We start from the raw sequence: 25,487 nt of genomic DNA, 5'->3' as shown, positions 1-25,487 counted from the left end.
TGCATAGTCCTTCATTGTATAGGGAATGATTAACGATGAAGGAGTGTGGAATATAAAAATGTTAAAACGATATTGTATTCGCATTATGATGACTTGTTTACTTGTATCCGCATTATGCGTAACATGGAATGCTTTCACAGGAGTTTCTTTATTAGAGATTGTAAAGAAATATGAGGGAACGAGTGCAAAAGAAGTACATGCAGCAGAAGTTAAGAGAAATGTTGCTCCGAGTAAAGAAGTGATAAATGCTTTAGAGCAGGCAAATGACTGGTCTAAATATCGTTCAATTGAAATGACGGCAACAGGTTATACGTCGGGAATTGAGTCAACTGGCAAGAGGCCGGGACATCCGGAGTATGGTATTACATATTCAGGTGTTAAGGCGAAAAGGGATTTATATTCCACAATCGCTGCGGACTTACGCGTATTCCCGATCGGAACGATTCTATTCGTGCCAGATTACGGGTATGGTGTAGTAGCTGATAAGGGCGGTGCTATAAAAGGAAACCGTCTTGATTTATATTATGATACGGTGAAAGATGTTTATAGCCAGTGGGGGAAGAAAAAGGTAAATGTATACGTAGTGAAAATAGGAAATGGTAAGTTTACAGAAGAAGAGTTAACGATGTTAAATGAAGACGAAACGATGCAAGTGTTTCGCGGTCAATATTTAAAACAAAGATAGTCTAGTGGTAATTACGCTAGACTTTTTTATTTCATAAATAGAAGAAATATGGATTATATAGGATGTAACAGAAGTTAGAATTGTCGCATTTTATCGAAAATAAAGTTATAATAAAGGCAGAGTAGAGAAATTTAGGGGGTCTGAACATGTTTCAAGTACAAAAAGAATTAGCAAGCCATGAAGCGGTAATTGTTGCCTTATTTGAAGAAGAGAAAACGAGTAGTTTTGTACAAGAACTGGACAAAGCGTTTGAAGGACAACTACAAGTTTTATTAGAAGAGAAAGAACTTTCTACTAAGAAGAAAGCTATTTCAAAAGTACATAGTTTAGGAAAAACAAATGTGAAACGTTATTATTTCGTTGGTTTAGGTAAGAAAGAGTCTTACACGACAGAAACATTGCGTGCGGCTCTTGGTAAGGCGTTTAAAACGTTACAAGTAGCAAAAGTACAAGATGCAGCAATCTTACTTGATTCTTTCGTAACAGAGAAACTAGATGCGATTGATGTAGCGCATATTGCAGCAGAAGTACAAGGTCTTGGTACATATGAATTAGAAACGTATAAATCAGATAAAAAGGATCGTGTGGAATTAGAGAAGTTCACGGCTATTACAGCGGAAGATGTACAAGAAATTGAAGCTGCATTAACAGTTGGCTACGTACATGGACATGCAACAAATTCAGCTCGTACACTTGTAAATATGCCGCCAAACGTATTAACAGCGACAAAGCTTGCTGAGTATGCTGTTGAGTTAGCGGAGAAGTATGATATGGATTATAAAGTTCTTGAGAAAGAAGAGATGGAAGAGCTTGGTATGGGTGCGTTACTTGCAGTAAACCAAGGTAGTACAGAGCCACCAAAAATGATCGCTCTTATTTATAAAGGAAAAGAAGAGTGGACAGATGTTATTGGATTCGTTGGAAAAGGAATCACATACGATACAGGTGGTTATTCTTTAAAACCGCGTGAAGGCATGGTCGGTATGAAAGGTGATATGGGCGGTGCTGCGTCTGTATTAGGTGCGATGGAAATTATCGGTGAACTTCGCCCAGAGCAAAATGTGATCGCTGTTATTCCATCAACTGATAACGTTGTAAGTGGTACAGCATTTAAGCCAGACGATGTAATTACATCTATGAGCGGAAAAACAATTGAAGTATTAAATACAGATGCAGAAGGTCGCCTAGCGTTAGCTGACGGTATTACGTATGCTAAAAAATTAGGTGCAAACTATCTAATTGATGTTGCGACATTAACAGGTGGTGTAATTGTTGCACTTGGAAATCATACGACAGGCGCAATGACAAACAATGAAGAGTTGTTTGAGCAAGTGCTAGAGGCATCTATGGAAACAGATGAATCAATTTGGCAATTACCGATTTTTGACCGTGATAAAGAACGCGTTCGAAACAGTAAATTTGCTGATTTAAATAACTCACCAGGCCGTGAAGGGCATGCAGTTATGGCAGGTACATTCCTAGGTGAATTCGCTGAAGATACACCGTGGGTACACTTAGACATCGCTGGAACATCTGAAACATCAGGAGCGCATGATTTAGGACCAGCTGGAGCAACAGGTGCAATGGTGCGTACACTTGCAACACTTGTTGAACGTTTCGGAGAAGAATAAAATCATAAGAGAAGGCTGTTCCAACATTATGGAACAGCCTTTTTTATTAGTATGACTATGGGAAGCTTTTGTCGGTAAGTCGATATAATTTCACTTCCTATTGTACTGTTCTATAGTAAAAGATTAACCCTATAAAGAAATCGTATATAACGTCCCATTTAAAGCGAATGAAGTGCGACCTGTTTCTTCAGAGACAACTAAAATAAGGGCATCGCTTTTTTCTGATAAGCCAATTGCAGCTCTATGCCGTGTCCCTAGCTCAGGATCAACTTCTGTGCTTTTCGTCAGCGGAAGAATATTGGCAGCTGAAACGATATGATTATTTTTAACGAGAACGGCTCCGTCATGAAGAGGGTTACCTGGATAGAAAATGGATTCAAGTAACGGTGAGGTTAAATGAGCATGTAGTGTTGTTCCAGTTTGAATGAGAGAGTCAAGCGGCTCGTTTCTTTCCACAACAATAAGAGCCCCGTGTTTTCGGGCGCTTAAATGTTGGACAGTTGCTGTAATAGAATGTGAGCTTTCCGTATAAGGTGATAAATACGCTTGAATATAGTACGTAGCTGCCAATGTTTGTACGTTTGCTAACATATGATGAATATCTTCCATTTTGCACAAAATACATTCATCTTCTTTATCAATTGCTTGCCTCATAATTGATAATTCTTTCTCAGCGATTTCAATCATTTGCTTTGTTTGTATTTTGAGCTCTTCTGACAAGCCCCATTCTTGCATAATCCTCATTCCCTTTAGTGGAGTATTTAACCATAGTGTATACAAATATTACTAGTAAAATCCTGTTAGATTGTAAAAAATATTGAGATACAGGTTGTTTTTTTCATATAATAAAGGTAAGACAAGCGAGAGGAGATAGAAACATGAACTGGAAACAAGAATTTAGTCGCTGGCTTTCCTATGCAGAATTAGATGCAGAATTAAAAGAACAGCTAGAAAACATGAAGCAAGATGAGAAAAAAATCGAGGACAGCTTTTATAAAAATCTAGAATTCGGCACAGGTGGTATGCGTGGTGAACTTGGTGCTGGTACGAACCGTTTAAACGTATATACAGTTCGTAAAGCAACGCAAGGATTAGCGAAATTTATTGAAAAATTAGGTGAAGAAGCGAAAAAACGCGGTGTTGTTGTTGCGTACGATTCTCGTCATAAATCACCTGAATTTGCAATGGAAGTAGCTGCTACACTTGGTGCACACGGTATTACAACATATGTGTTTGAAAGCTTACGTCCAACGCCAGTGCTTTCTTTCGCAGTTCGTTATTTACATACAGTAAGTGGAATCGTTCTTACGGCAAGCCATAATCCGCCGGAATATAACGGTTATAAAGTATACGGTGAAGATGGTGGGCAGTTGCCTCCAAAAGAAGCTGATGAGTTAATTAGCTACGTAAATGCAGTAGAAGATGAGTTAACAGTTGAGGTTGCCGATGTGGAGCAATTAAAAGCTGACGGTTTATTACATATTATTGGACAAGAAGTAGATGATGCATATGCTGCAGAATTGAACAATGTCATTATTAATAAAGAAATGGTACAAAATGTTGGGAAAGACTTAAAAATCGTCTTTACACCACTACATGGAACATCAAATATTTCTGTACGCCGTGGTTTAGAAGAAGTTGGATTTACAGATGTAACAGTTGTAAAAGAGCAAGAGTTACCAGATCCAAACTTCTCTACAGTAAAATCACCGAACCCAGAAGAGCATGCAGCGTTTGAGTATGCAATTCGTGACGGTGAGAAGGTAGGCGCAGATGTATTAATCGCAACGGATCCTGACGCAGACCGCCTAGGCGTAGCAGTTCGTAATCACGATGGTGAGTTCCAAGTATTAACTGGTAACCAAACAGGTGCATTAATGCTTGATTACTTATTATCTCAAAAGAAAGAAAACGGAACGCTTCCAGAGAACGGTGTTGTATTAAAAACAATCGTAACGTCTGAAATTGGTCGTACAATCGCGAAAGCATACGGTTTAGATACAGTTGATACGTTAACTGGGTTTAAATTTATCGGTGAGAAAATTAAACAGTATGAAGAAAGCGGACAATACGAATTCCAATTCGGTTATGAGGAAAGCTATGGTTATTTAATCCGTCCATTCTGCCGTGATAAAGATGCAGTACAATCTGTTCTATTTGCATGTGAAGTAGCTGCATACTACAAATCACAAGGTAAAACGTTATACGATGGTCTATTAGAAGTATTTACGAAGTACGGTTTCTTCCGTGAAGATCTTGTATCGTTAACGCTAAAAGGAAAAGATGGAGCGGAACAAATCCAAGAGATGATGGCAACATTCCGTGAAAACCCTCCGAAAGAAGTAGCGGGCTTAATAGTTGTAGCAGTTGAAGACTATAAAGCGAGCATCGTTACATCTTTACAAGATGGACATAAAGAAGAGATTCACTTACCGAAATCAAATGTGTTAAAATATCAGTTAGAAGATGGTTCTTGGTTCTGCCTACGTCCATCTGGAACTGAACCGAAGATCAAATTCTACTTTGGTGTACAAGATAGTTCTTTACAAAATAGTGAACAAAAGTTACTTACTATTAAAGAAGATATTATGAATCGTTTATAATATAAAGTAATTTTAAGTAGTAGAGAACAAAAGGGAGTGAAACCTCCCTTTTATTCTATGTAAGGAAATAATCGTTATTGATTCTGACAGAAGAGAGGGTATTTTGTGATGAAAAGAGTAAGAAAAGCGATAATCCCAGCAGCTGGATTAGGAACACGTTTTTTACCAGCTACAAAAGCAATGCCAAAAGAAATGTTACCGATAGTAGATAAACCAACTATTCAATACATTGTAGAAGAAGCAATAAAATCAGGAATCGAAGATATTATTATCGTTACTGGTAAAACGAAGCGCTCTATTGAAGATCATTTTGATAATGCATTTGAGTTAGAGCAAAACTTATTAGAAAAGAAAAAGTATGAGTTACTTGAAAAAGTACAGGCTTCTTCAAAAATGGTAGATATTCACTATATTCGTCAAAAAGAACCAAAAGGATTAGGGCATGCAGTTTGGTGTGCGCGTAAATTCATCGGTGATGAGCCATTCGCTGTTTTATTAGGTGATGATATCGTTCAAGCTGAAAAACCATGTTTACGTCAATTAATTGAAGAATATGATAAAACGCTTTCTTCTGTTATTGGTGTACAAACGGTTCCAGAAGATGAAACACACCGTTATGGAATTATTGATCCATTAGAGCAAGAAGGACGTCGTTATCAAGTTCGCAATTTCGTTGAGAAACCAGCAGCAGGTACAGCGCCTTCAAACTTAGCAATTATGGGACGTTACGTTTTAACACCTGAAATCTTCATGTTCTTAGAACAGCAACATGTTGGTGCTGGTGGCGAAATTCAGTTAACAGATGCAATCCAAAACTTAAACGAAATTCAACGTGTATTCGCTTACGATTTCGAAGGAACGCGCTACGATGTAGGTGAAAAGTTAGGATTCGTTCAAACGACAATTGAAATGGCTCTGCAACACCCAGAATTACGTGATGACATGGTTACGATGATGCAGAAAATTTTAGACAAACATACGAATCAAGAGTCTTAATATAAAAAAGGAGTTATTTCAGTACACTGAAATAACTCTTTTTTATTATGAAATCGTCGAGTGAGAATGCTGATAAGCGGAACGACGTACAGCATAGTATATGCGAGGTGCGATAATAGCACCGATAATTGTAAACACAATATCTTTTACTGCGAACCACATCATAATCATCCAAGCTGTTTTATAACTCATATTACCACCCATGAAAATATTGACTGCCCCGTACATATAAGTAGTACCGATAATATACGTTAAAATGATTCCTGTGAAAGAGGCAAGTGCAAATGTACGAAATGTTGGTTTTTCATTTTGTTCTACTAGTTTTCCGGATACGTAAGCAACAATAATAAATGCGATAATAAAACCACCAGTAGGATCTAAAAGTGCCCCCAATCCAGCTTTGAAGTTAGCGAAGATTGGCGCACCTGCTACTCCGACAAGCATGTAAACTGTCATTGATAATGCGCCAAGTCTACTTCCAAGAAGAAGCCCTGCTAAAATTGCGAAAAATGGTTGCATAGATAATGGGACTCCCGCTACCTGCAGGAATGGTGCCCAAGATACAATATTTGCACCAATGGCCATAAGTGCAACGAACATGGCAGCTAATGCTAAATCTAAAACATGAAATCCCCTCATAATGTTAACCTCATGTTGTTTTTAGGTTAACATTATCGTAGCGAAAATATTTACTTGTTGTCAATTAAAATATTTTGATAAGAAGGCTTCAAATACTCTCTTAGCAACGTATACGGAATACGAAATTGAGGAATTCCACTTGAATAAGGAGCAATCTCATATAAAGGGAAATAAATGACGAGATTATCTGGTTCTAAAAAGAAGTGGAACTTTTTCGTACTCATGACCTTTTCAGTTGCATCGGGAAAATAAATGCTTTCATTTCGTTTAATTTGTCTTACAATCTCAGCACGGATTACTTCTTTATATGTATCTTCTTGTTGAAATAAATCGTCTAAGTGTAGTAACTTTTTTTCTTTTAAATCAAATGTGTTTGCCTTCCACGTATAAAGACCGTGTGCTCCGCCTGTATATTGATAGTAATTCACATATAGGCTGAGAAACGGTAATTTATTTAAGGAGACTTTATAATCAACATTCGCCACGTACGGATGAAATGGTGTACTAGATCCTTCTGTTTCTTTATAATATTTTTTTGCGTCTTTTTCTAATTTCGTTTTAAATTTGTCAGTAGACTTTTTGTAATAGAAATTGAGCTTATTTTGAAATTTAGAATCGGAAAAATTGTGAAACGAAGGTCTGTTAATTTGATATTCTATATAAGGTTTCTTACCTTTTTGTGTTACAGTCTGAACATCGATTGTCAGGTTGGATGCTTTGGCTGCTAGTGCACAATTTGGTACAATAGTCAGCAAGGAGAGCATAAGCAATAGTATACAAAATTTCTGTTTCATTTAGGTGAAACCTCCTTATATAAGTGTTATAAGTAGTTTGAAAATAAACAGGTAAAATTATACATTTAATTAAAGTAAGAGAAGGGGGAAGCGATATGGCAAAAACTTTAATGGATTCACTTGGAATTGAGTTGTTAGAGATGACAGAAGATAAGGTGGTTGCTACGATGCCTGTAGATGAGCGTACGCATCAGCCATTTGGTTTTTTACACGGTGGTGCATCTCTTGCGCTAGCGGAAACAGTAGCAAGCGTTGGTTCATACAATTTAATTGATCAAGAGAAATGTATTTGTTTCGGTTTAGAAATTAATGCAAATCACATTCGCTCAAAGAAAGATGGAATTGTAACAGCGATCGGGACACCGATACATAGAGGACATTCAACGATGGTTTGGGATGTGCGTATCATTGATGAGAATGATGATTTACTATGCATATCAAGATGTACAGTAGCAATTAAAGAAAAACGTGAAAAGTAAAAAGAGGCGCTCAATAGAGCGCCTCTTTTTCTTATAATTAGAACTGGATTTTCTTCTCTAAGAAACCTTTTAGTTCGCTAATTGGCATACGAACTTGTTCCATTGTGTCACGGTCACGTACTGTAACAGCTTTGTCTTCAACTGAGTCGAAGTCATAAGTGATACAGAATGGTGTACCAATTTCGTCTTGACGACGGTAACGTTTACCGATAGAACCAGTTTCGTCAAAGTCTACCATGAAGTCTTTAGCTAATTCTGCGAATACCTCAGTAGCACCTTCAGATAGCTTTTTAGATAATGGTAAAATAGCTGCTTTGTATGGTGCTAAAGCAGGGTGGAAACGAAGAACTGTACGAGAATCGTTTTCTAATTGCTCTTCTTCGTATGCATCACATAAGAATGCTAATGTTACGCGGTCAGCACCTAAAGATGGCTCGATGCAGTACGGTACGTAACGCTCATTCGTTTGTGGATCGATATAGTTAAAGTCTTCATTAGAGTGTTCCATGTGACGTTTTAAATCGAAGTCTGTACGAGATGCTACGCCCCATAGTTCGCCCCAACCGAATGGGAATCTGAATTCAATATCAGTTGTTGCGTTACTGTAGTGAGATAGTTCCTCTTCACCGTGGTCACGAAGACGCATGCTTTCTTCAGTCATACCAAGTGAAAGTAACCAGTTCTTACAAGTTTCACGCCAGAATGCAAACCACTCTAAATCTTCACCAGGCTTACAGAAGAATTCAAGTTCCATTTGTTCGAATTCACGTGTACGGAATGTGAAGTTACCAGGCGTGATTTCGTTACGGAAGCTCTTACCGATTTGGCCAATACCAAATGGAAGCTTTTTACGCATAGAGCGTTGTACGTTTTTGAAGTTTACGAAAATACCTTGTGCTGTTTCAGGACGAAGGAAGATTTCGTTTGTGCTAGACTCTGTAACACCTTGGAATGTTTTGAACATTAAGTTGAACTGACGAATTTCAGTGAACTCTTGGCTACCGCAATCAGGACATTTTACTTCGTGTTCTTTCATTAAGTCAGCCATTTGGTCGAAAGTAAGACCGTCAACAACCATTTCGATGCCTTTTGCATCTAATGCATCTTCAATTAATTTGTCAGCACGGTGACGCGCTTTACATTTTTTACAGTCGATCATTGGATCGTTGAAGTTACCAACGTGACCAGAAGCGATCCAAGTTTTTGGGTTCATTAAAATAGCTGCGTCTAAACCAACGTTATGTGGAGATTCTTGAATGAATTTTTTCCACCAAGCTTTTTTAACGTTATTTTTTAATTCGATTCCAAGTGGACCGTAATCCCAAGTGTTTGCAAGACCACCGTAAATTTCAGAACCAGGGAAAACAAAACCGCGATGTTTCGCTAAGTTTACAACTTGTTCCATTGAATACATAAGAAAATCCTCCTTTTGAAAGTTAACGTATTGGCGATGACGTGCTCAGGTAACTTATGAAACGAGCAGTATATGCTTTAGAAAACATAAAAAAACGCTCATCCCAAGGCTTAATTGCCTAGGGACGAGCGTTTGCCCGCGGTTCCACCCTAGTTGATACACAGTAGGTGCATCCACTTTATCACGTATTGCTCGGGACTGCCGTTTCCTTGCGGCTTCAGGCTTTCACTATCCCTGAATCGCTTTTTGTGCAAGTACTTATAAGTCCGTCATCGCTACTTATATTAATAATAATGAACATATTCTAACACGTTCTTTTTTAAATCTCAATAGAGGAACGCGTCTATCTATGATAGAGTCTCGCCTATTTTTTCGTTATTTATTCCGTAATTTTGTTTAATGTGCTTAATTGCTTCACGTTTACTAAGCGAGGCAAGCTCGTTATTTTGCACGTATTCCCAAACGACATCGGGCTTTGTTTTTGCATATTCGCGAAGGACCCAGCCAATCGCTTTTTGAATGAAAAATTCTTTTGAAGAATGTAGTTGTCCAATAATCCAGAAAAGAAGTTCTTCATCCATCTTTTGTTTATATTTTAGCTGGAACAAAATAGCGGCGCGTTGTAACCATATGTTATCTGATGCAATCCATTTTGGAATATAGGCAGAAATTAATTCCGGATGTTTTAAAAAGATATTCCCTAAAAATGTAGGGACGATGCTATCAACAGAATCCCACCAAGATTTTGTGACAATAAGTTCTTCTAAGAAGGGGATATGTGTTTCGTTTATATGCTTTTTATATTTTTGCATAATATCAAGTGCAGCCGCTTGAAATTCACGTTCTGGTAAATTCCAAAGCTCACGTACGATAACTTGGAAATCTTTTTGATCTGGGAGAGTATGTATTTGGATGACGTCTTTCAATAGTTGTCTTCTTTCAGGTGTTTGAATACCGAGAAATGGGAAGTGATTTTTCATATAACGTGCCATCGGTTCCGCTTTTTCAAGGTTTTTATGAGCTATGAAATGCTCTTGCAATGTTTGTACAAATGGATGCATAATTGCGTTCTCCTCTCTTATTATCTTGCTCCTATTATTATACAGAGAGTTTGGTTGAATTTTAAAACATAACTTGCCATGTAATGAAATATGTTGAGAGTAGAGAGGAGAGGATAAGATGGAAGATCAAGGCGTACTAGCAGGTTTCTTTGCTCTTAGTTTTGCGTTTATTCTTGTTATATTGATTTGGGCAATTATTTCGTATTTGTTAACGGCTTTTGCACTGTATACGATGGCGAAAAATGATGGTGCAACGGATGGTGCTCTTGCGTTTATTCCTTTTATAAATAGTAAGACGTGGGGGGATTTAGCAAAAGACAAATTACCAGATTTCTTAAAAGAAGAAGCAGGATGGAAAGTATTTGGCATATATGTCGCATGCTTCATCTTTAACTTCGTACCAATTCTATATTTATTAGCAACAGCTGTATCGATTGTGCTGTCTATTTATCTTATCTACGCAATTTTAGATAGATACGGAACGAATTCTATATTGTTTACGATTATTCATACAATCACATTTTCGGTTTTCTTGCCGATTCATTTGTTTATTATTCGGAATGAGCCGGTGAGGTATAACGAGTAGATATATTTGAAAAATCGTTCATATAATTGTATTGAACAAAAAAAGGGCCGTCACATGTGACAGCCCTTTTTCTACTACATAAGGTAGCGTAAATAAATATAAATATGAGAAATGATTAATGAAACGATCATAATTGGGAAGCCGACTTTAAGGAATTCCATGTAGCTAAATTTATGGCCCTCACGACTTGCGATACCTGCAACAATTACGTTAGCAGAAGCTCCGATTAATGTTCCGTTTCCACCTAGACAAGCACCTAATGCTAATGCCCACCATAATACGTCGATTTGTGCGTCAGAAGGTGATAAACCTAGTCCAACTGCCATATCGTTAATAAGTGGGATCATTGTTGCAACGAATGGGATGTTATCAATTGTTGCCGAGGCGATACCAGATACCCATAGAATAAGGATAGATGCTTGAGAAATATCTCCGCCCGTTATCCCAATTACTTTTTGAGCTAATGTTTTGATAAGCCCGATATCGATCAGTCCTCCAACGAGTACGAATAGTCCTGCGAAGAAGAAGATTGTTACCCACTCTACACTTGCGAATACTTCTTCAATTTCGTGTTCTTTCACACCAATTAGCATAAGTACAGTAGCACCAGTTAAAGCGATGATAGCTGCATCAACATGGAAGATCGAATGAGTCATGAAACCTACGATTGTAAGACCAAGTACTGTTAAAGATTTTTTCATTAATACTGGATCTTTAATGTATTGCTTTTCATCTAAACTCATTAATTTTTTAATTTGTACAGGATCAGCAATTAATTGTTTACGGTACATGAAGTAAAGTATTGTCGCTGTCACTGCAATAATAATAATTACGATTGGAGCTAGATTGATTAGGAACGCATTGAAATCTAAATGCTTATTTGCAGAACCAATCATAATGTTAGGTGGATCACCAATTAATGTTGCTGTTCCTCCAATGTTTGAAAAAATAATTTCAGCAAGTAAATAAGGAACAGGATTTACTTGCAGTATGCGCGTAATAGATAAAGTAACTGGAACAACAAGAAGTACAGTTGTAACGTTATCTAAAAATGCGGAACCAAGCGCAGTAAGTAAGGAAAGGGAAATTAAAATTTTAATTGGATTTCCTTGTGCTCCTTTTGCTGCTTTAATGGCAACGTATTGGAAGACGCCCGATTTACTCGTAATGTTTACCAGAATCATCATACCGATGAGTAGTGTAATCGTCCCCCATTCAATATGTTTCGTAAAGGCGTTGTGTAAATCAACGACCCCCATAATTACCATGAGTGCTGCACCAAGAAGTGCGATGACAGCGCGATTAATTTTTTCAGAAATAATAATGGCATATGTAACTAAAAAGACTGCGATAGCAAAATAATACTGCCAGTTTGCGAGCTCTTGCGTTGTTTCGTGCAAAACTCTCATCTCCTTTCATTCACTTTTCTTAGTGTGTCAAAAAATTAACTAGATGAAACACACATAACGTCATTATAAAGTAGAAAAATGTCGGATGTAAATGAAAGGGCTTATTTTGTTATATTTTCTGCAAAGGTCATTTTTTCGTATTTTTAAAAATATTTGTGGGCATTTGACATATATATAAGATACATCCAATCTGAATATTTAAAATGGAATTAGCATTCGAGCTTGTTCGTGTAAGAGTGTCAAATAGAAAGGAATGACAAAGATGATAAGGAAGGGATTGTATGGATGAACAACGATTTTTATTTTTGGATTTTGAGTTTACGATGCCTCAGCACAGAAAAAAACCAAAAGGATTTTTCCCAGAAATCATTGAGGTAGGACTCGTTTCGGTTGTTGGCTGTAAGGTAGAAGACACGTATTCAGCTTATGTTAGGCCGAAAACTTTTCCTTCTTTAACGGATCGATGTAAGAAATTTTTAGGAATTAAACAAGAAGTCGTAGATAAAGGAATTTCGTTTCCGGAACTCGTTGAAAAACTTGCAGAATATGAAAGGAGATGTAAACCAACCATTGTTACGTGGGGAAATATGGATATGAAAGTGTTGAAGCATAATTGTGAAATGGCGAGAGTAGACTTTCCGTTCTTAGGACAGTGTCGTGATTTATCACTTGAGTATAAGAAGTTTTTTGGGGAGAGAAATCAAACAGGATTGTGGAAAGCAATTGAGGCGTATGGAAAAGCAGGGACGGGTAAGCATCATTGTGCGCTAGATGATGCGATGACGACGTATAATATTTTTAAATTAGTAGAAAAAGATAAAGAGTATTTAGTGAAACCAGCACCTCCAACATTAGGAGAACTCGTTGATTTTTCAAAAGTGTTAAAGAAAGTGAGTACACAGTAACGACCAAATTGCACAGTATGTAATTTGGTCGTTTTGTTTTTTAAAGTTTGTAGTCTTTTTTTAACTGCTCTAATGTTTCTAGACTACGAACCGCAAAAGGTGAATCATCTTCAGAAAATGAATTCATTTGAGTTTCTAATGCCAATTTGAGTGACTCTGTATACTCTGGAATTTCTCCTTCATATTTCTTCACCATTTGCTCTGGAATGTTCGTCTGTTCACGGAAAGCTAGAGCACGTCTTTCATGGAAAAATGGTACGTCAGCTTGTTTTACGTTATGCAAGTCACCTTGCACCGGATGTTTTAAAACAGCTAATACTTTTACGACGTAACTGCCAGGGCGGCTATTTGTAACTTCGCCGATGTATTTTCCAGTTTTATAAATACCAGTAACGATTTCTCCAATGTCAAATGTTTCTCTCATATTTTTCACCTCAAGTTTATAGTAAGGAAAGTAGGAGGCGGAGTCAAAGAAATCATTCGCTTTCGGAACGACCCCTTGAGAATATGAATCGGTTCAACTATAATTTAAAATAATATAACAGAAAATTCTGATGGTTTTTTGAATCCTATAGTAAGGAGTGTTCCGTATGATGCCTTTATATTTTCCGGAAGATAAAACAGAATATATTATTCCAGGGATTGTTTGCGTTCTATTTATCATTGGTGCCGTTGCTACGTGGCGTATGTTCATTCGTGTATCAAAACGAGAAGCGGAGCGATTACAGAAAGTTGAAGAAAAACTTTTAGCGGAAAAGAAACAGTAACTCATTTTTGTATGTTTCCCTCTATGCTCGGACAATCTAAGGGCAGAATATATTTTGGAGGGAATAGAATGAGAAAACGGCTTTTTTTTAGTTGTTGTTTATTATTTCTGATGGCAGGTTGTGACCAAGGAAAGCCGAAAGAAATTGACGTGAAATTACATAATGCTTCAGGCGATGAAGTGGGGACTGCGAAAGTAGAGCAACAAACAAGCGGAGTGAAAATTACGATTAAAGGGGAAGGCTTTGCACCAGGCTCGCACGGCATACATGTACACGAAATTGGTGAGTGTAAAGCACCACGTTTTGAATCATCTGGGAATCATTTTAATCCTGATAATAAAAAACATGGACTTCTTAATCCGGAGGGTGCAGAAAACGGTGATTTACCGAACGTAATTGCAGACGGTTCTGGAAAGATCAAGGCAGAAATCGATGCGCCGCACATAACGCTTGAAGAAGGAAAAACAACGATTCATAGAAAAGATGGAGCGTCTATTATTATTACAGAAAACGCTGATGATGGTATGACACAACCGGCAGGTAAATCAGGTGATCGAATTGCTTGTGGTGTGATTGTAAAAAAAGCATCGGATATGAAGAAAAAGTAAAAGCTACCGTGCATGGTAGCTTTTTTTGTGTAACGTAGATTGAAATATATCGACTGCAACTCAAATTATATCGGCGATTATTCGAATATATCGACCATAACTCAAAATATATCAGCGATTTTTAAAATATATCGATTTACCGACAAAAGCTGACAAAGGAGGCTGTCCCAAAACGGCCTCCTCTCTTATTATGAAAACGTATGGCGCAGTCTCTTTAAGATTTCTTCTAAAACAGATCTTGGACAGCCAATGTTAATTCGAATATGTTCTTCTCCGCCTAATCCGTACTTCTCACCAGGTTCAACGACGATTTTCCCTTTTCCCTCAAGCAATGTGGTGCGTTCGTTTTGAGAAAGCTGTAGGCGAGAGCAATCAATCCATAATAAAAAGCTACCTTCTGGTTTCGTTACAGAAAGAGCGGGTATGTGGTCTTTAATATATTCACAAGCGAATTGAGCGTTATCTTCTATATATAATCGAATTTCATTTAGCCAATCGTTACATTCTGTATAGGCACTTTGCATCGCTGTATAGGCAAATGTATTTAATCCGTGGAAACCTTGTCTATATTGGATAGATGTAAAGGTTTGACGGAGTTTTTCGTTTGGAATGATAATAATCGATGCTTGTAATCCAGCGATATTAAATGTTTTACTCGGAGCCATACAAGTAATTGTGCGCGCTGCTAATTCTTCAGATAAAGAAGCAAATGGTGTATGAGTACGATCTCCGTAAATAATATCGGCATGAATTTCATCCGCGACAACGATTACATTATATGTTGTACATAACGTGCCAAGTTGTGTGAGTTCCTCTTTTGACCAAACACGCCCGATTGGATTATGAGGACTACAAAGAAGCATGAGTTTGATGCCTTGTTGAAATTGCTTTTCTAAATGCTCGAAGTCTATCACATATGTATCATTTTGTTTCTGTAATGGACTGACGCATAATTGTCTATTGTTTGTTGTGACCATTTCGAAAAATGGGGGATAAATAGGTGGTTGTACGAGAACAGATTCATTTTCCTTTGTGAAGGCCTGTATGCTCGTACTAAGAGCTGGAACGATCCCAGCGCTAAAGACAATCCATTCTTTTTGAATATCCCAGTTGTACTGTTTTTTTGTCCAGTTACAAATAATATCTCCAATATTTTCGGGAGGAAGTGTATAACCGAAAATAGGATGCGCGATACGTTTCTTTAAAGCGGCTTGAATTGGTTGTGGTACTTCAAAATCCATATCAGCAATCCAAGCGTGGAGAAGTTCTTCGTTTTTATACGTATCCCATTTTGTACTATGAGTTCCACGTCGATTGACTGTTTTATGAAATAGTTGCATAAGTTTGCCCCCTTCTTCTGTAAAACCGATAAGTTATGAAAGTTCTCTCTCTTCTTATAGAATAGCTGATGTGATAGGATAAAGAAAAGTATTAAAAAGTGAAAAGGCGGGAAGCGAATGGGTACATATGAAAAGATGATAGAGGTTGTGAAGAATTGGGATCCGTTTCAAATGGGACCGGAGTTTTATGAAACAGAAGCGAGCGATGTTGTGAACGTCGTAAGTGTGTTTGATGATTCGAAATACATCGCAAAGAAGATTCAACATATATACTTTATGTCTTTTGAGGAAGTACCTGCGCTTGAAAAGTGTGAGAAGTTAGCTGTGGAATTACTTGTAATAAAAGAAGGCGGAAGTTGTTCATTATAGGCTGTCGGATATTCCGACAGCCTTTTGCCCCGCATTAACGGGCAGTAAAACTCCCACCTCAAAATTCGGGTAGAGCAAAGAAGTTAGGGGGAGATCCACTGCCCGTAAATACCCGATTGGTTCAACTAATAATCAGTGGAGGATGAAGCCCCCCACTAATTAAAGTTTCACTTTATATTATTGCGCAGAAAAAGCGATAATTTCTTCATAAACATGTTCAGGTTTTTCTTCAGGTAGTAAATGCCCTGTATTTTCGTAAGAAATAAATTTCGAATTTGGTAAATCTTTGTGTAGCCGATGACCTACATGTACAGGGACGACGCGATCTTTTTCGCCCCAAATGAGTAGCGTAGGTGTTTCGATTTTTTGTAATTCAGTTGAAGATAAATCACCTTCACGGTCTCGTATCATACGAGTTAAAGCCGGGAATATACGGTTGTCATAAAAAGGAGCGGAGTAACCTTCCTTCATTTCGTCGTCAATTAATGAGTGATCATGAACGACATTCATTAAGTTATGAACAATCCCGCGCCGTATAATCCAGTTCTTTACGTATAAATGAAAGAACGGTAAATAAGAAGAGTACAGTAAAGGTAAGGTTGCGCGTGCTAAATAGCTAGAGCTACATAGTAAAATCGTCTTTGAGATTAATTCAGGGCGTATACGGTTTACATAGAGAGAAATTTGTCCACCCATAGAATGCCCAACTAACACAATATTTGAGAGAGATAAATGTTCAATTAAATCAATAATAACCGTTGCTAAATTATGATAAGAATACTTAAAGAGATGAGACTTATCACTTTTTCCGAACGGTGGCAAATCAAGAGCTAGTACTGTTCCTGCTTTCGATAATAAAGGAATGAGGCGGCGGTAACTGAATGAGGAAGATAAAAAGCCGTGAACGAGTACGAAAGTAGGACGTTCCGTTTTGTTGTCATGTTCATATAATTCGTAATGAATAGTAGTGCCGCGAGTGGAAAAAGTGAAATAAGGACAAGTATATTCGTGATTCATTTTTTGTCACTCCATTGATTTTTGTTCATATCATCTCCAAGGTAGAAAAAAATATGTTAACAAAAAAAGGCAAGATGACGATGTCATCTTGCTTTTCGCTTATTCAGTATTACCCACGAACAATATGAGGCGGTGTTTTTCCTTGTAACCCTGCAACTAAATTTTCAGCGGCTGTCATAGCCATTTGCTGTCTAGTCTTTAATGTTGCAGATCCGATGTGCGGTAAAGTCACAACATTTTGTAAGAATAAGAGCGGATTATCTTTTTGAATTGGCTCTTGTGTAAACGTATCGATGCCTGCTGCAAAGATTTTCTTTTCTGTTAAGGCATGGATTAACGCTTCTTCATCTACTGTTTTCCCGCGAGAAGCATTAATGAAGATCGCTGTCTCTTTCATTAATGAAAATTCCTTTTCTCCGATAAGGTGATATGTTTCATCTGTTAATGGAGTAAGAAGAACAATAAAGTCAGATTGCTTTATTAGCGCCTGTAAATCACAATATGTAGCACCAAATTTTTGCTCTGCTTCTTCTTTACGGCGACGGTTATAATAAAGAACATTCATATCAAATCCGAATTTTGCCCGTTTTGCAACGGCTTCTCCAATTCGGCCCATTCCGATAATACCGATTGTACTATGGTGTACATCCAGTCCGAAGTGCTCTTTTCTAATTTCGTCGTTCCATTCACCATTTTTCACGTAGCAGTCGAGTTCGCAGACGCGGCGACCAGCAGATAACATAAGAGCGAAAACAAGGTCAGCTACTGTATCATCTAGTACGTATGGTGTGTTCGTTCCGATTACATTTCGCTTTTTCATCGCTTGTAAATCAAAATTATCGTAACCGACAGAAATGTTGCTCACTACTTTTAAGTTAGGAGCTACATCCAATAATTCTTCATTAATAGTAGATCCAAAATTTAATAAACCATCTTTATCTTGTATTTTCTCCAATAGGACATCGCGAGGTACCTTCTCATTTTGCTCCCATTTTTCATAATCACAGTGTTCTAATAAATAGTTTTCTACAAATGTTGGAACTGGTTCAGCAATATAAACTTTTGGTTTCACGGTTCCATCCCCTTTCGCTTTATCACGCATTTTTCCGCGGATTAAAGTTTCACTCTATTTTTACATAATTCACTAAAAAAATCTTCTTTTCAAACTGGAAAGGGTATTTGTATAATTTAGACACAAACGAAAAGGAAGGATGATTTATATGGTGACAGAAAAAGAATTAGAATTATTAGCTTGTCTTGAGAAAAGTAGTCGATTATCTGTAGATACATTAGCGAAGCTGTTAAATATAGAAGTAGAAGAAGTAAAGAAAATGGTTGAAAAATTAGAAGCGGAAAAGATTATTGTGGATTATGTAACACATATCGATTGGACGAAGGTGAAAGAACATACAGGTTTAACGGCGATGATCGATGTGAAAGTTACGCCAAAGCGCGGCGTTGGGTTCGATGCGGTTGCTGAACAAATTTATCGTTATTCAGAAGTGAAATCTGTGTATTTAATGTCAGGGACATACGATCTTTCTATTACATTAGAAGGAAAGACAATGGGAGAAGTAGCGATGTTTGTTTCTGAGAAATTAGCAACAATTGAATCTGTCGTTTCTACAACAACGCATTTCATTTTGAAGAAGTATAAACATGAGGGAATTATCTACGAAAAAAACGATGATGATAAGCGCATTGTGGTGACACCATGAAGCAATTTGAACTATCTAGAACGGCAGAATCTTTACAACCATCTGGTATTCGAAAGTTTTTCGATTTAGCAGCAAATATGAAGGGTGTTATTTCTCTTGGAGTAGGAGAGCCTGACTTTGTTACACCTTGGAATGTAAGGCAAGCGTGTATCCGTTCGTTAGAACAAGGATATACGTCATATACAGCAAATGCAGGATTATTGGAGCTCCGTCAAGAAATAGCAAAGTATCTAAAAAAACAATTTGCAGTATCTTATGATCCAAAGGATGAAATCATTGTTACAGTTGGAGCGAGTCAGGCGTTAGATGTAGCGATGCGTGCCATTATAAATCCTGATGATGAAGTACTCATTATTGAACCGAGTTTCGTTTCTTATGCACCGCTTGTAACATTAGCTGGAGGAGTTCCGGTTCCGGTCGCGACTACTTTAGAAAATGAGTTTAAAGTACAACCAAAGCAAATTGAAGCAGCTATTACAGCGAAAACAAAGGCAATTTTACTTTGTTCACCAAATAACCCAACAGGTGCAATGTTAAATAAATCTGAGCTTGAAGAAATAGCAGTGATTGTTGAGAAGTACAATTTAATCGTATTATCTGATGAAATTTATGCAGAACTTGTATACGACGAAATATATACAAGTTTCGCGAGTATTAAAAATATGCGCGAGCATACGATTTTAATTTCAGGATTTTCAAAAGGATTTGCGATGACAGGATGGCGCCTCGGTATGATTGCAGCTCCTGTTCATTTCTCAGAATTAATGCTCAAAATTCACCAATATTCCATGATGTGTGCACCGACGATGTCTCAGTTCGCAGCTCTTGAAGCGTTACGCGCGGGGAATGATGAAGTAATTCGGATGAGAGATAGTTATAAGAAACGCCGTAATTTTATGACGACATCTTTCAATGAAATGGGATTAACATGTCATGTGCCTGGCGGAGCATTTTATGTCTTTCCTTCTATTTCTTCAACTGGACTATCTTCGGCAGAATTCGCAGAACAGTTATTATTAGAAGAAAAGGTGGCTGTTGTACCTGGAAGTGTATTTGGCGAAAGTGGTGAAGGGTTTATTCGTTGCTCGTATGCAACATCGCTTGAACAGCTTATGGAAGCGATGAAGAGAATGGAACGGTTTATAGAGAATAAAAAAAGGACAAAACACAATACGTTTTGTCCATAAAAGGGGGGGAATACTAGAAAGCCATGTGTTAGTATTCTATCCTAATATTGGAGAATTATACTTACTTAAGGAAAATTTTTCATGAATTTTGAATGAGTTCTGTCATAGTGGTATAATTTACTAATATAAGGTATGCGTATCTTGAGTCGCTTTACTTAGGGTACGTACTAACTAATCGGATATTTAACAATAAATCATCTGCTTTGCTATCTACAATTGTAGAGAAAATGGTAAACGTATGGGAGTGTTTCATATGTCAGAACAATATACAACAGGAGTAGTTGTAACAGGGAAAGTGACTGGGATTCAAGATTACGGTGCATTTGTAGCGTTAGATGCGGAAACACAAGGGCTTGTGCATATATCTGAAATTACAAATGGATATGTAAAGGATATTCATGACTTTTTAAAAGTCGGCGATACAGTAGAAGTAAAAGTACTTTCAATTGATGAAGAACACAGAAAAATGAGTTTATCGTTAAAAGCGGCGAAAAGAAAACAAGGACGGATTCTTATACCGAATCCATCTGAGAACGGATTCAATACGCTGCGAGAAAAGCTAACAGAATGGATTGAAGAGTCCGAGTTAACAAAGTAAAAGAGGAACGCATATGAGCGTTCCTCTTTTACTTTGTCTTATGATATATATTTGCAAATATGATTGCATGCAATCATATTCGTATGTCGGAGGTGAAATACAGACATACTGACTAGTGGATTTCGTTCGTTTCTGGGTGAGTGCCAAGATTTTCTGATGGTTTAAAGAGTAAACCAAGATTGATAAGCCCAGAAATACCGACGATGCCGTAAATAATACGTGCCAGAGCTGAGTTTTGTCCACCGAAAATGGCTGCCACTAAGTCAAACTGGAAGAACCCGATTAGCCCCCAGTTCACAGCACCAATTACGGTAAAGACTAATGCGATACGTTGCAGAGTACTCATGAAAAAGCCCCCCCTTAATTGTGAAGCATGAGCAAGCGATGAGTTAATTAACTCTTTTATAGAATGGTGTAGTTATGTCGTTTTTATACATAAAAAATATAAGAAAAAGGATGTATATACATCTATACCGAAAAATGCGAATTTTTATGCAAAAAATGAACTTTTTCTAAAAAATATATTTTGGTTACGTTTACAATTGTTGAATCGCTTGATTTACAACTTCAGTTTCGCTAAAGTGAATACAGAAATACATATACATTATTGGAGGGAAAAAGATGAGTACACATGTAACGTTCGACTATTCTAAAGCGTTATCCTTCATCGGTGAACATGAAATCACTTATTTACGTGATGCAGTGAAAGTAACACATCATGCAATCCACGAAAAAACTGGAGCTGGGAACGATTTCCTTGGGTGGGTAGACCTTCCGCTTCAATATGACAAAGAAGAATTTGCTCGCATTCAAAAATGCGCAGAAAAAATTAAAAATGACTCTGACATTTTACTTGTTGTAGGTATCGGTGGTTCTTACTTAGGAGCACGTGCAGCAATCGAAATGTTAAACCATTCTTTCTACAACACACTTTCTAAAGAACAACGTAAAACTCCACAAGTGCTATTTGTTGGACAAAACATTAGCTCCACTTACATGAAAGATTTAATGGACGTATTAGAAGATAAAGACTTCTCTATTAACGTTATTTCAAAATCAGGTACAACAACAGAGCCTGCACTAGCATTCCGTATTTTCCGTAAGCTATTAGAAGAGAAATATGGAAAAGAAGAAGCTCGCAAACGTATTTATGCAACGACAGATAAAGCACGTGGTGCATTAAAAACATTAGCAGATAACGAAGGTTACGAAACATTCGTTATTCCAGATGATGTTGGAGGCCGTTTCTCTGTATTAACGCCAGTTGGTTTATTACCAATCGCAGTTAGTGGCTTAAATATTGAAGAGATGATGCAAGGTGCAGCTGCTGGTCATGGTGACTTCGGTACATCAGAACTAGAAGAAAACCCAGCTTACCAATATGCAGTAGTTCGTAATGCTTTATACAATAAAGGAAAAACAATTGAAATGCTTGTTAACTATGAGCCAGCGCTTCAATACTTCTCTGAATGGTGGAAACAGTTATTTGGTGAAAGTGAAGGAAAAGATCAAAAAGGTATTTTCCCATCTTCAGCAAACTTCTCAACTGACTTACACTCATTAGGTCAATACGTTCAAGAAGGTCGTCGTGACTTATTTGAAACAGTTCTGAAAGTAGGTAAATCTACACATGAACTAACAATCGAATCAGAAGAAAATGATTTAGATGGATTAAACTACCTTGCTGGTGAAACTGTAGACTTCGTAAACACAAAAGCATACGAAGGTACATTACTTGCACATAGCGATGGTGGAGTACCAAACTTAATCGTAAATATCCCTGAATTAAATGAGTACACATTCGGTTACCTTGTATACTTCTTCGAAAAAGCATGTGCGATGAGCGGCTACTTACTAGGCGTAAATCCATTTGACCAACCAGGAGTAGAAGCATACAAGAAAAACATGTTTGCTTTACTTGGTAAACCAGGATTTGAAGAGTTAAAAGCAGAATTAGAAGAGCGTTTAAAATAATAAAAAGCGACCGGATTCCGGTCGCTTTTTATTATTTTATGGAAAAGTCCATCAGTATATTCAAACTAGAGTGGGTATGCTAAAGAAAAAGTCTAGGAGGGATGGGTTTGATTCCAATTCAATCCAATTTAGAAGGACGTACATATGCGTTATATAAGTTAGAAGAAATAATGAAGCCACTCGGATATAGCATTGGTGGCAATTGGGATTATGATAAAGGATGTTTTGATTACAAAATCGATGAAGAAGATGGCTATCAATTTCTGCGAGTACCATTTACAGCGGTGAATGGTGAACTAGATGTGCCGGGCGTAATCGTTCGTCTTGAAACGCCGTATATTCTTTCGCACGTATATCAAGACGAACTAGATGATCATGTAAATACTTTAACAGCCGGAACAAGTGGAATGGATCAATTTGCTGAGCCGAAAGATCCAGATGGAGATGTGAAAAGAAAATATATCAATATTGGGAAAGTGCTCATGCAGGAACTAGAAAAACATTTTCTTAATGGTGAATAACGATGAGTATGTCGCTTTCAATGAGAATAAAGGAATGGACTGGATTAATCATATATTGTTCGTCACGCTTTATACCTAGTAAGAGAATGTTTTGTTTTAAAAGAGTATAGCTGCAATTTGCAAAAGTTTGTCCAGTGCAGGCCGGAGAAAGCTCCATCAGCTGTAATTTATTATCAGAGATTTCATTGTAAAGTGAGAATAGTACGCCTGAAATGGAAGGGAATAAGAGAGAAGCGGTAAAGACATAGCTCGTTAATTTATTTCCTTCTATAATTTCTGATGCGCCAGCTCTCGTTGCATTTTGTATTTGTTCAGAAGTAAGAAGTTCAGCGATGCAGTGAATGTTTGGATTGAGCCCTTTTGCAGTTAAAATGTTTAAAATGGACTGTGTATCTGCTAAGCTTTCATTTTTTTCTTTGTCAGCTGTTATTAATATAGTATGGGCTGTTGTAATATTAGCTTTTAATAAAATTTGATCGTGATGGGGGCATCCCTTTATAAATTCTAAATGATGAAATGGTTTCGGAAGTAAAGAAAGTGTTTCATCAATTAAAACGATATCAAGGTTCGGTTGTAAGATATGCATTTGTTTTACAACGCGCTTTGCCCGTTCGTTCCAACCGACGATAATCATATGACTGTTAGAAGTTGCAGCTTCTTCTCCTTTAATTTTCATATATTGTTTATTAATCATATCAGTGGCGAATAAAACCATATAATAAGAACAAAAACCGGTTCCAAATAAAATAATACCCATACCGATAAGTTTTCCTATTGTTGTATGAGGGGAAAAGTCACCATAGCCAACAGTGAAAATGGTAACGATTGACCACCAAATTCCATCAAACCATGTAGTAAAGTGTGATGGCTCTAGTCTATGTATAAGAAAGCCGGAGAAAGCAGTAAGTACAATGATAAAACAGATTAAACGAAAAATAATGGAATCACGAAATGTTTCTACTAAATTTGGACGGGATTTCAAACTCTTATTCCTCCTTATTTTGCAGGACTACATTCATTGTTACCATTATAGAAAAAAGAAAAACTCTCTAATTTAAAAGAGAGTTTGTTTTGCGTTACATACTTTCCACTTCAGTTTGTTGAACACTTTCCAGATGCTGGAGAGCGTAGTAAACATCAGCAGTATGTTGTTTTTGATCGATACATAATTTCAAATGCAAATAGTGCGAGCCATTCTCCAATGTTTTGAGCTTCATATTCTTAACCTTTATATCCATTTCTTTTATTTCTTCAATTACAATTGGGATATTGTCCATATTTCGTACAACAAGTTTCACAGCGATATCACGTTGGCGAAATGACCTAGGGCCTATATATTTCATTGTTAATGGTATAAGTTCTACACTAATCATAAGGAAAAACATCCCGAAAATTGCTTCGATATAAAATCCGGCTCCAACGGCAATACCAATACCAGAAGCACCCCAAATCATAGCTGCGGTAGTTAATCCCGCAATACTATCATTTCCTCTACGTAAAATAACACCAGCACCTAAAAAACCAATGCCAGAAACAATTTGAGCAGCAAGGCGAAGCGGATCCATATTTATATGATCGGTATGTGGTAAGGTGTAAGCTGCTTTAATAGAAACGATTGTTAGGAGGCAACTAATGATAGAAATAACTAAACAAGTTTTTAAACCAAGAGGTTTCCGTTTTAATTCGCGCTCTAAACCGATAGCGAACCCTAAAATAGCCGAGAGACCTAGTTTGATTAATAAATCGGTATAGTCCATATGTATTCCTCCTTGTATGATATGGTATATGAATAAAACATTTATTATAGAAAGAAATGTTTTTGGGTAGGGTGACTTTATATAGAATATATGTAGAAATTATTTATACATGAAAGAGATAATTCGTTTAAGTATATGATATTAAAAAAGAGATGTGGGTGATTTTAAAAAAAGTTTATAAAAGGTGTTGCATTTCATTTTTCACCATGATATATTAATAACCGTCGCTGATGCAGAAACGCAGAAAACGACAAAAAAGAAATTGAAAAACTTAGTTGACATCGAAAAACGAAGATGTTAACATAAGGAAGTCGCAAATGAGCGACCAAGCAGTTCTTTGAAAACTGAACGAAACAAACAACGTGAAACGTCAATTTTTATTTTTAGATGCTAGACAAACTAACTTTATTGGAGAGTTTGATCCTGGCT

General features: G+C 37.1%; 28 protein-coding genes. 15 read left to right on the top strand and 13 right to left on the bottom strand.

Annotated features, from left to right (window positions below; all coding sequences use genetic code 11):
- The first annotated feature begins 58 nt into the window (after positions 1–58).
- Both F8162_RS26330 and pepA read left to right on the top strand, forming a co-directional pair.
- Complete coding sequence (locus tag F8162_RS26330; protein WP_140386927.1) at positions 59–685, top strand: 3D domain-containing protein; 627 nt, start codon at positions 59–61, stop codon at positions 683–685.
- A 146-nt stretch (positions 686–831) separates the two neighbouring features.
- Positions 832–2,316, top strand: coding sequence for a cytosol aminopeptidase (pepA, locus tag F8162_RS26325; protein WP_151632400.1), 1,485 nt, complete (start codon positions 832–834; stop codon positions 2,314–2,316).
- A 129-nt stretch (positions 2,317–2,445) separates the two neighbouring features.
- Here pepA and cdaS read toward each other — a convergent pair whose 3' ends face one another.
- Complete coding sequence (gene cdaS / locus F8162_RS26320) at positions 2,446–3,051, bottom strand: sporulation-specific diadenylate cyclase CdaS (protein WP_001158734.1); 606 nt, start codon at positions 3,049–3,051, stop codon at positions 2,446–2,448.
- 143 nt (positions 3,052–3,194) lie between these two features.
- Here cdaS and F8162_RS26315 point away from each other — a divergent pair, with 143 nt between their 5' ends.
- Complete coding sequence (locus F8162_RS26315; RefSeq protein ID WP_151632402.1) at positions 3,195–4,919, top strand: phospho-sugar mutase; 1,725 nt, start codon at positions 3,195–3,197, stop codon at positions 4,917–4,919.
- A gap of 108 nt (positions 4,920–5,027) precedes the next feature.
- A complete protein-coding gene (galU, locus tag F8162_RS26310; RefSeq protein WP_151632446.1) occupies positions 5,028–5,915 on the top strand; it encodes a UTP--glucose-1-phosphate uridylyltransferase GalU in 888 nt (295 codons plus the stop codon).
- Between the two features lie 45 nt (positions 5,916–5,960).
- Here the strand turns inward: galU and F8162_RS26305 are convergent, their stop codons facing one another.
- Together F8162_RS26305 and F8162_RS26300 are read right to left on the bottom strand one after the other, a co-directional pair.
- On the bottom strand, positions 5,961–6,554 hold the full coding sequence (locus tag F8162_RS26305; RefSeq protein WP_151632404.1) for a biotin transporter BioY: 594 nt from the start codon (positions 6,552–6,554) through the stop codon (positions 5,961–5,963).
- Positions 6,555–6,604: 50 nt separating this feature from the next.
- Positions 6,605–7,348, bottom strand: a complete 744-nt coding sequence (locus tag F8162_RS26300) for a DUF3298 and DUF4163 domain-containing protein (protein WP_151632406.1) — start codon at positions 7,346–7,348, stop codon at positions 6,605–6,607.
- A 95-nt stretch (positions 7,349–7,443) separates the two neighbouring features.
- On the opposite strand from F8162_RS26300, the gene F8162_RS26295 reads away from it, so the two are divergent.
- Positions 7,444–7,827, top strand: a complete 384-nt coding sequence (locus tag F8162_RS26295) for a hotdog fold thioesterase (RefSeq protein WP_001140606.1) — start codon at positions 7,444–7,446, stop codon at positions 7,825–7,827.
- 37 nt (positions 7,828–7,864) lie between these two features.
- Here F8162_RS26295 and F8162_RS26290 read toward each other — a convergent pair whose 3' ends face one another.
- Both F8162_RS26290 and F8162_RS26285 read right to left on the bottom strand, forming a co-directional pair.
- On the bottom strand, positions 7,865–9,241 hold the full coding sequence (locus F8162_RS26290; RefSeq protein ID WP_060488162.1) for a glycine--tRNA ligase: 1,377 nt from the start codon (positions 9,239–9,241) through the stop codon (positions 7,865–7,867).
- 347 nt (positions 9,242–9,588) lie between these two features.
- Positions 9,589–10,302, bottom strand: coding sequence for a DNA alkylation repair protein (locus F8162_RS26285; RefSeq protein ID WP_151632408.1), 714 nt, complete (start codon positions 10,300–10,302; stop codon positions 9,589–9,591).
- 118 nt (positions 10,303–10,420) lie between these two features.
- Between F8162_RS26285 and F8162_RS26280 the strand changes: the two genes are divergently transcribed.
- The gene (locus tag F8162_RS26280) at positions 10,421–10,888 is read left to right on the top strand and encodes a hypothetical protein (protein ID WP_151632410.1); all 468 of its coding nucleotides are present in this window, start codon (positions 10,421–10,423) and stop codon (positions 10,886–10,888) included.
- 74 nt (positions 10,889–10,962) lie between these two features.
- Here F8162_RS26280 and F8162_RS26275 read toward each other — a convergent pair whose 3' ends face one another.
- The gene (locus F8162_RS26275; protein ID WP_151632412.1) at positions 10,963–12,288 is read right to left on the bottom strand and encodes an ArsB/NhaD family transporter; all 1,326 of its coding nucleotides are present in this window, start codon (positions 12,286–12,288) and stop codon (positions 10,963–10,965) included.
- A 290-nt stretch (positions 12,289–12,578) separates the two neighbouring features.
- Between F8162_RS26275 and kapD the strand changes: the two genes are divergently transcribed.
- Positions 12,579–13,202 carry a 3'-5' exonuclease KapD gene (gene kapD / locus F8162_RS26270; RefSeq protein WP_151632414.1) on the top strand — a complete coding sequence of 208 codons (624 nt, stop codon included), beginning with the start codon at positions 12,579–12,581 and terminating at the stop codon, positions 13,200–13,202.
- 40 nt (positions 13,203–13,242) lie between these two features.
- Here kapD and F8162_RS26265 read toward each other — a convergent pair whose 3' ends face one another.
- Complete coding sequence (locus F8162_RS26265; protein WP_151632416.1) at positions 13,243–13,626, bottom strand: kinase-associated lipoprotein B; 384 nt, start codon at positions 13,624–13,626, stop codon at positions 13,243–13,245.
- Between the two features lie 166 nt (positions 13,627–13,792).
- On the opposite strand from F8162_RS26265, the gene F8162_RS28930 reads away from it, so the two are divergent.
- The gene (locus F8162_RS28930) at positions 13,793–13,969 is read left to right on the top strand and encodes a hypothetical protein (protein ID WP_000982763.1); all 177 of its coding nucleotides are present in this window, start codon (positions 13,793–13,795) and stop codon (positions 13,967–13,969) included.
- 68 nt (positions 13,970–14,037) lie between these two features.
- Positions 14,038–14,577, top strand: a complete 540-nt coding sequence (gene sodC, locus F8162_RS26260) for a superoxide dismutase [Cu-Zn] (protein WP_151632418.1) — start codon at positions 14,038–14,040, stop codon at positions 14,575–14,577.
- A 188-nt stretch (positions 14,578–14,765) separates the two neighbouring features.
- Here sodC and F8162_RS26255 read toward each other — a convergent pair whose 3' ends face one another.
- Positions 14,766–15,917 carry a MalY/PatB family protein gene (locus F8162_RS26255; RefSeq protein WP_151632420.1) on the bottom strand — a complete coding sequence of 384 codons (1,152 nt, stop codon included), beginning with the start codon at positions 15,915–15,917 and terminating at the stop codon, positions 14,766–14,768.
- Positions 15,918–16,034: 117 nt separating this feature from the next.
- On the opposite strand from F8162_RS26255, the gene F8162_RS26250 reads away from it, so the two are divergent.
- Entirely contained in the window at positions 16,035–16,286 is a 252-nt protein-coding gene (locus F8162_RS26250; protein ID WP_000537644.1) for a YugE family protein, read from the top strand.
- Between the two features lie 177 nt (positions 16,287–16,463).
- On the opposite strand, the gene F8162_RS26245 is transcribed toward F8162_RS26250, so the two are convergent.
- Positions 16,464–17,303 (bottom strand): alpha/beta fold hydrolase, encoded by an 840-nt coding sequence (locus F8162_RS26245; protein WP_001015206.1) that lies wholly within the window; start codon positions 17,301–17,303, stop codon positions 16,464–16,466.
- Between the two features lie 109 nt (positions 17,304–17,412).
- Positions 17,413–18,405 (bottom strand): 2-hydroxyacid dehydrogenase, encoded by a 993-nt coding sequence (locus tag F8162_RS26240; protein ID WP_151632422.1) that lies wholly within the window; start codon positions 18,403–18,405, stop codon positions 17,413–17,415.
- Positions 18,406–18,523: 118 nt separating this feature from the next.
- Here F8162_RS26240 and F8162_RS26235 point away from each other — a divergent pair, with 118 nt between their 5' ends.
- The 3 genes from F8162_RS26235 (at position 18,524) to yugI (ending at position 20,806) form a co-directional block, all read left to right on the top strand.
- Positions 18,524–19,021 (top strand): Lrp/AsnC family transcriptional regulator, encoded by a 498-nt coding sequence (locus tag F8162_RS26235; RefSeq protein WP_000255701.1) that lies wholly within the window; start codon positions 18,524–18,526, stop codon positions 19,019–19,021.
- Entirely contained in the window at positions 19,018–20,208 is a 1,191-nt protein-coding gene (locus tag F8162_RS26230; RefSeq protein ID WP_151632424.1) for an aminotransferase, read from the top strand. Before F8162_RS26235 ends, F8162_RS26230 begins: the two co-directional genes overlap by 4 nt.
- Positions 20,209–20,461: 253 nt before the next feature.
- The gene (gene yugI, locus F8162_RS26225) at positions 20,462–20,806 is read left to right on the top strand and encodes a S1 domain-containing post-transcriptional regulator GSP13 (protein ID WP_000003765.1); all 345 of its coding nucleotides are present in this window, start codon (positions 20,462–20,464) and stop codon (positions 20,804–20,806) included.
- A 112-nt stretch (positions 20,807–20,918) separates the two neighbouring features.
- On the opposite strand, the gene F8162_RS26220 is transcribed toward yugI, so the two are convergent.
- Positions 20,919–21,152, bottom strand: a complete 234-nt coding sequence (locus tag F8162_RS26220) for a DUF378 domain-containing protein (protein ID WP_000105787.1) — start codon at positions 21,150–21,152, stop codon at positions 20,919–20,921.
- Between the two features lie 275 nt (positions 21,153–21,427).
- On the opposite strand from F8162_RS26220, the gene F8162_RS26210 reads away from it, so the two are divergent.
- Both F8162_RS26210 and F8162_RS26205 read left to right on the top strand, forming a co-directional pair.
- Positions 21,428–22,780, top strand: a complete 1,353-nt coding sequence (locus tag F8162_RS26210; protein ID WP_151632426.1) for a glucose-6-phosphate isomerase — start codon at positions 21,428–21,430, stop codon at positions 22,778–22,780.
- 107 nt (positions 22,781–22,887) lie between these two features.
- Positions 22,888–23,301, top strand: coding sequence for a YugN-like family protein (locus F8162_RS26205; RefSeq protein ID WP_140392583.1), 414 nt, complete (start codon positions 22,888–22,890; stop codon positions 23,299–23,301).
- Here the strand turns inward: F8162_RS26205 and F8162_RS26200 are convergent.
- Both F8162_RS26200 and F8162_RS26195 read right to left on the bottom strand, forming a co-directional pair.
- Positions 23,288–24,283 (bottom strand): potassium channel family protein, encoded by a 996-nt coding sequence (locus F8162_RS26200; RefSeq protein WP_151632428.1) that lies wholly within the window; start codon positions 24,281–24,283, stop codon positions 23,288–23,290. The genes F8162_RS26205 and F8162_RS26200 overlap by 14 nt on opposite strands.
- Before the next feature lie 94 nt (positions 24,284–24,377).
- A complete protein-coding gene (locus F8162_RS26195; RefSeq protein ID WP_151632430.1) occupies positions 24,378–25,058 on the bottom strand; it encodes an MgtC/SapB family protein in 681 nt (226 codons plus the stop codon).
- Positions 25,059–25,487 lie beyond the last annotated feature (429 nt).

The sequence above is a fragment of the Bacillus sp. CH140a_4T genome (genome assembly GCF_008923725.1).
Classification (GTDB): domain Bacteria; phylum Bacillota; class Bacilli; order Bacillales; family Bacillaceae_G; genus Bacillus_A.
Note: the sequence above shows the minus strand (reverse complement) of the source record. Positions and strands in the feature narration are given on the sequence as shown.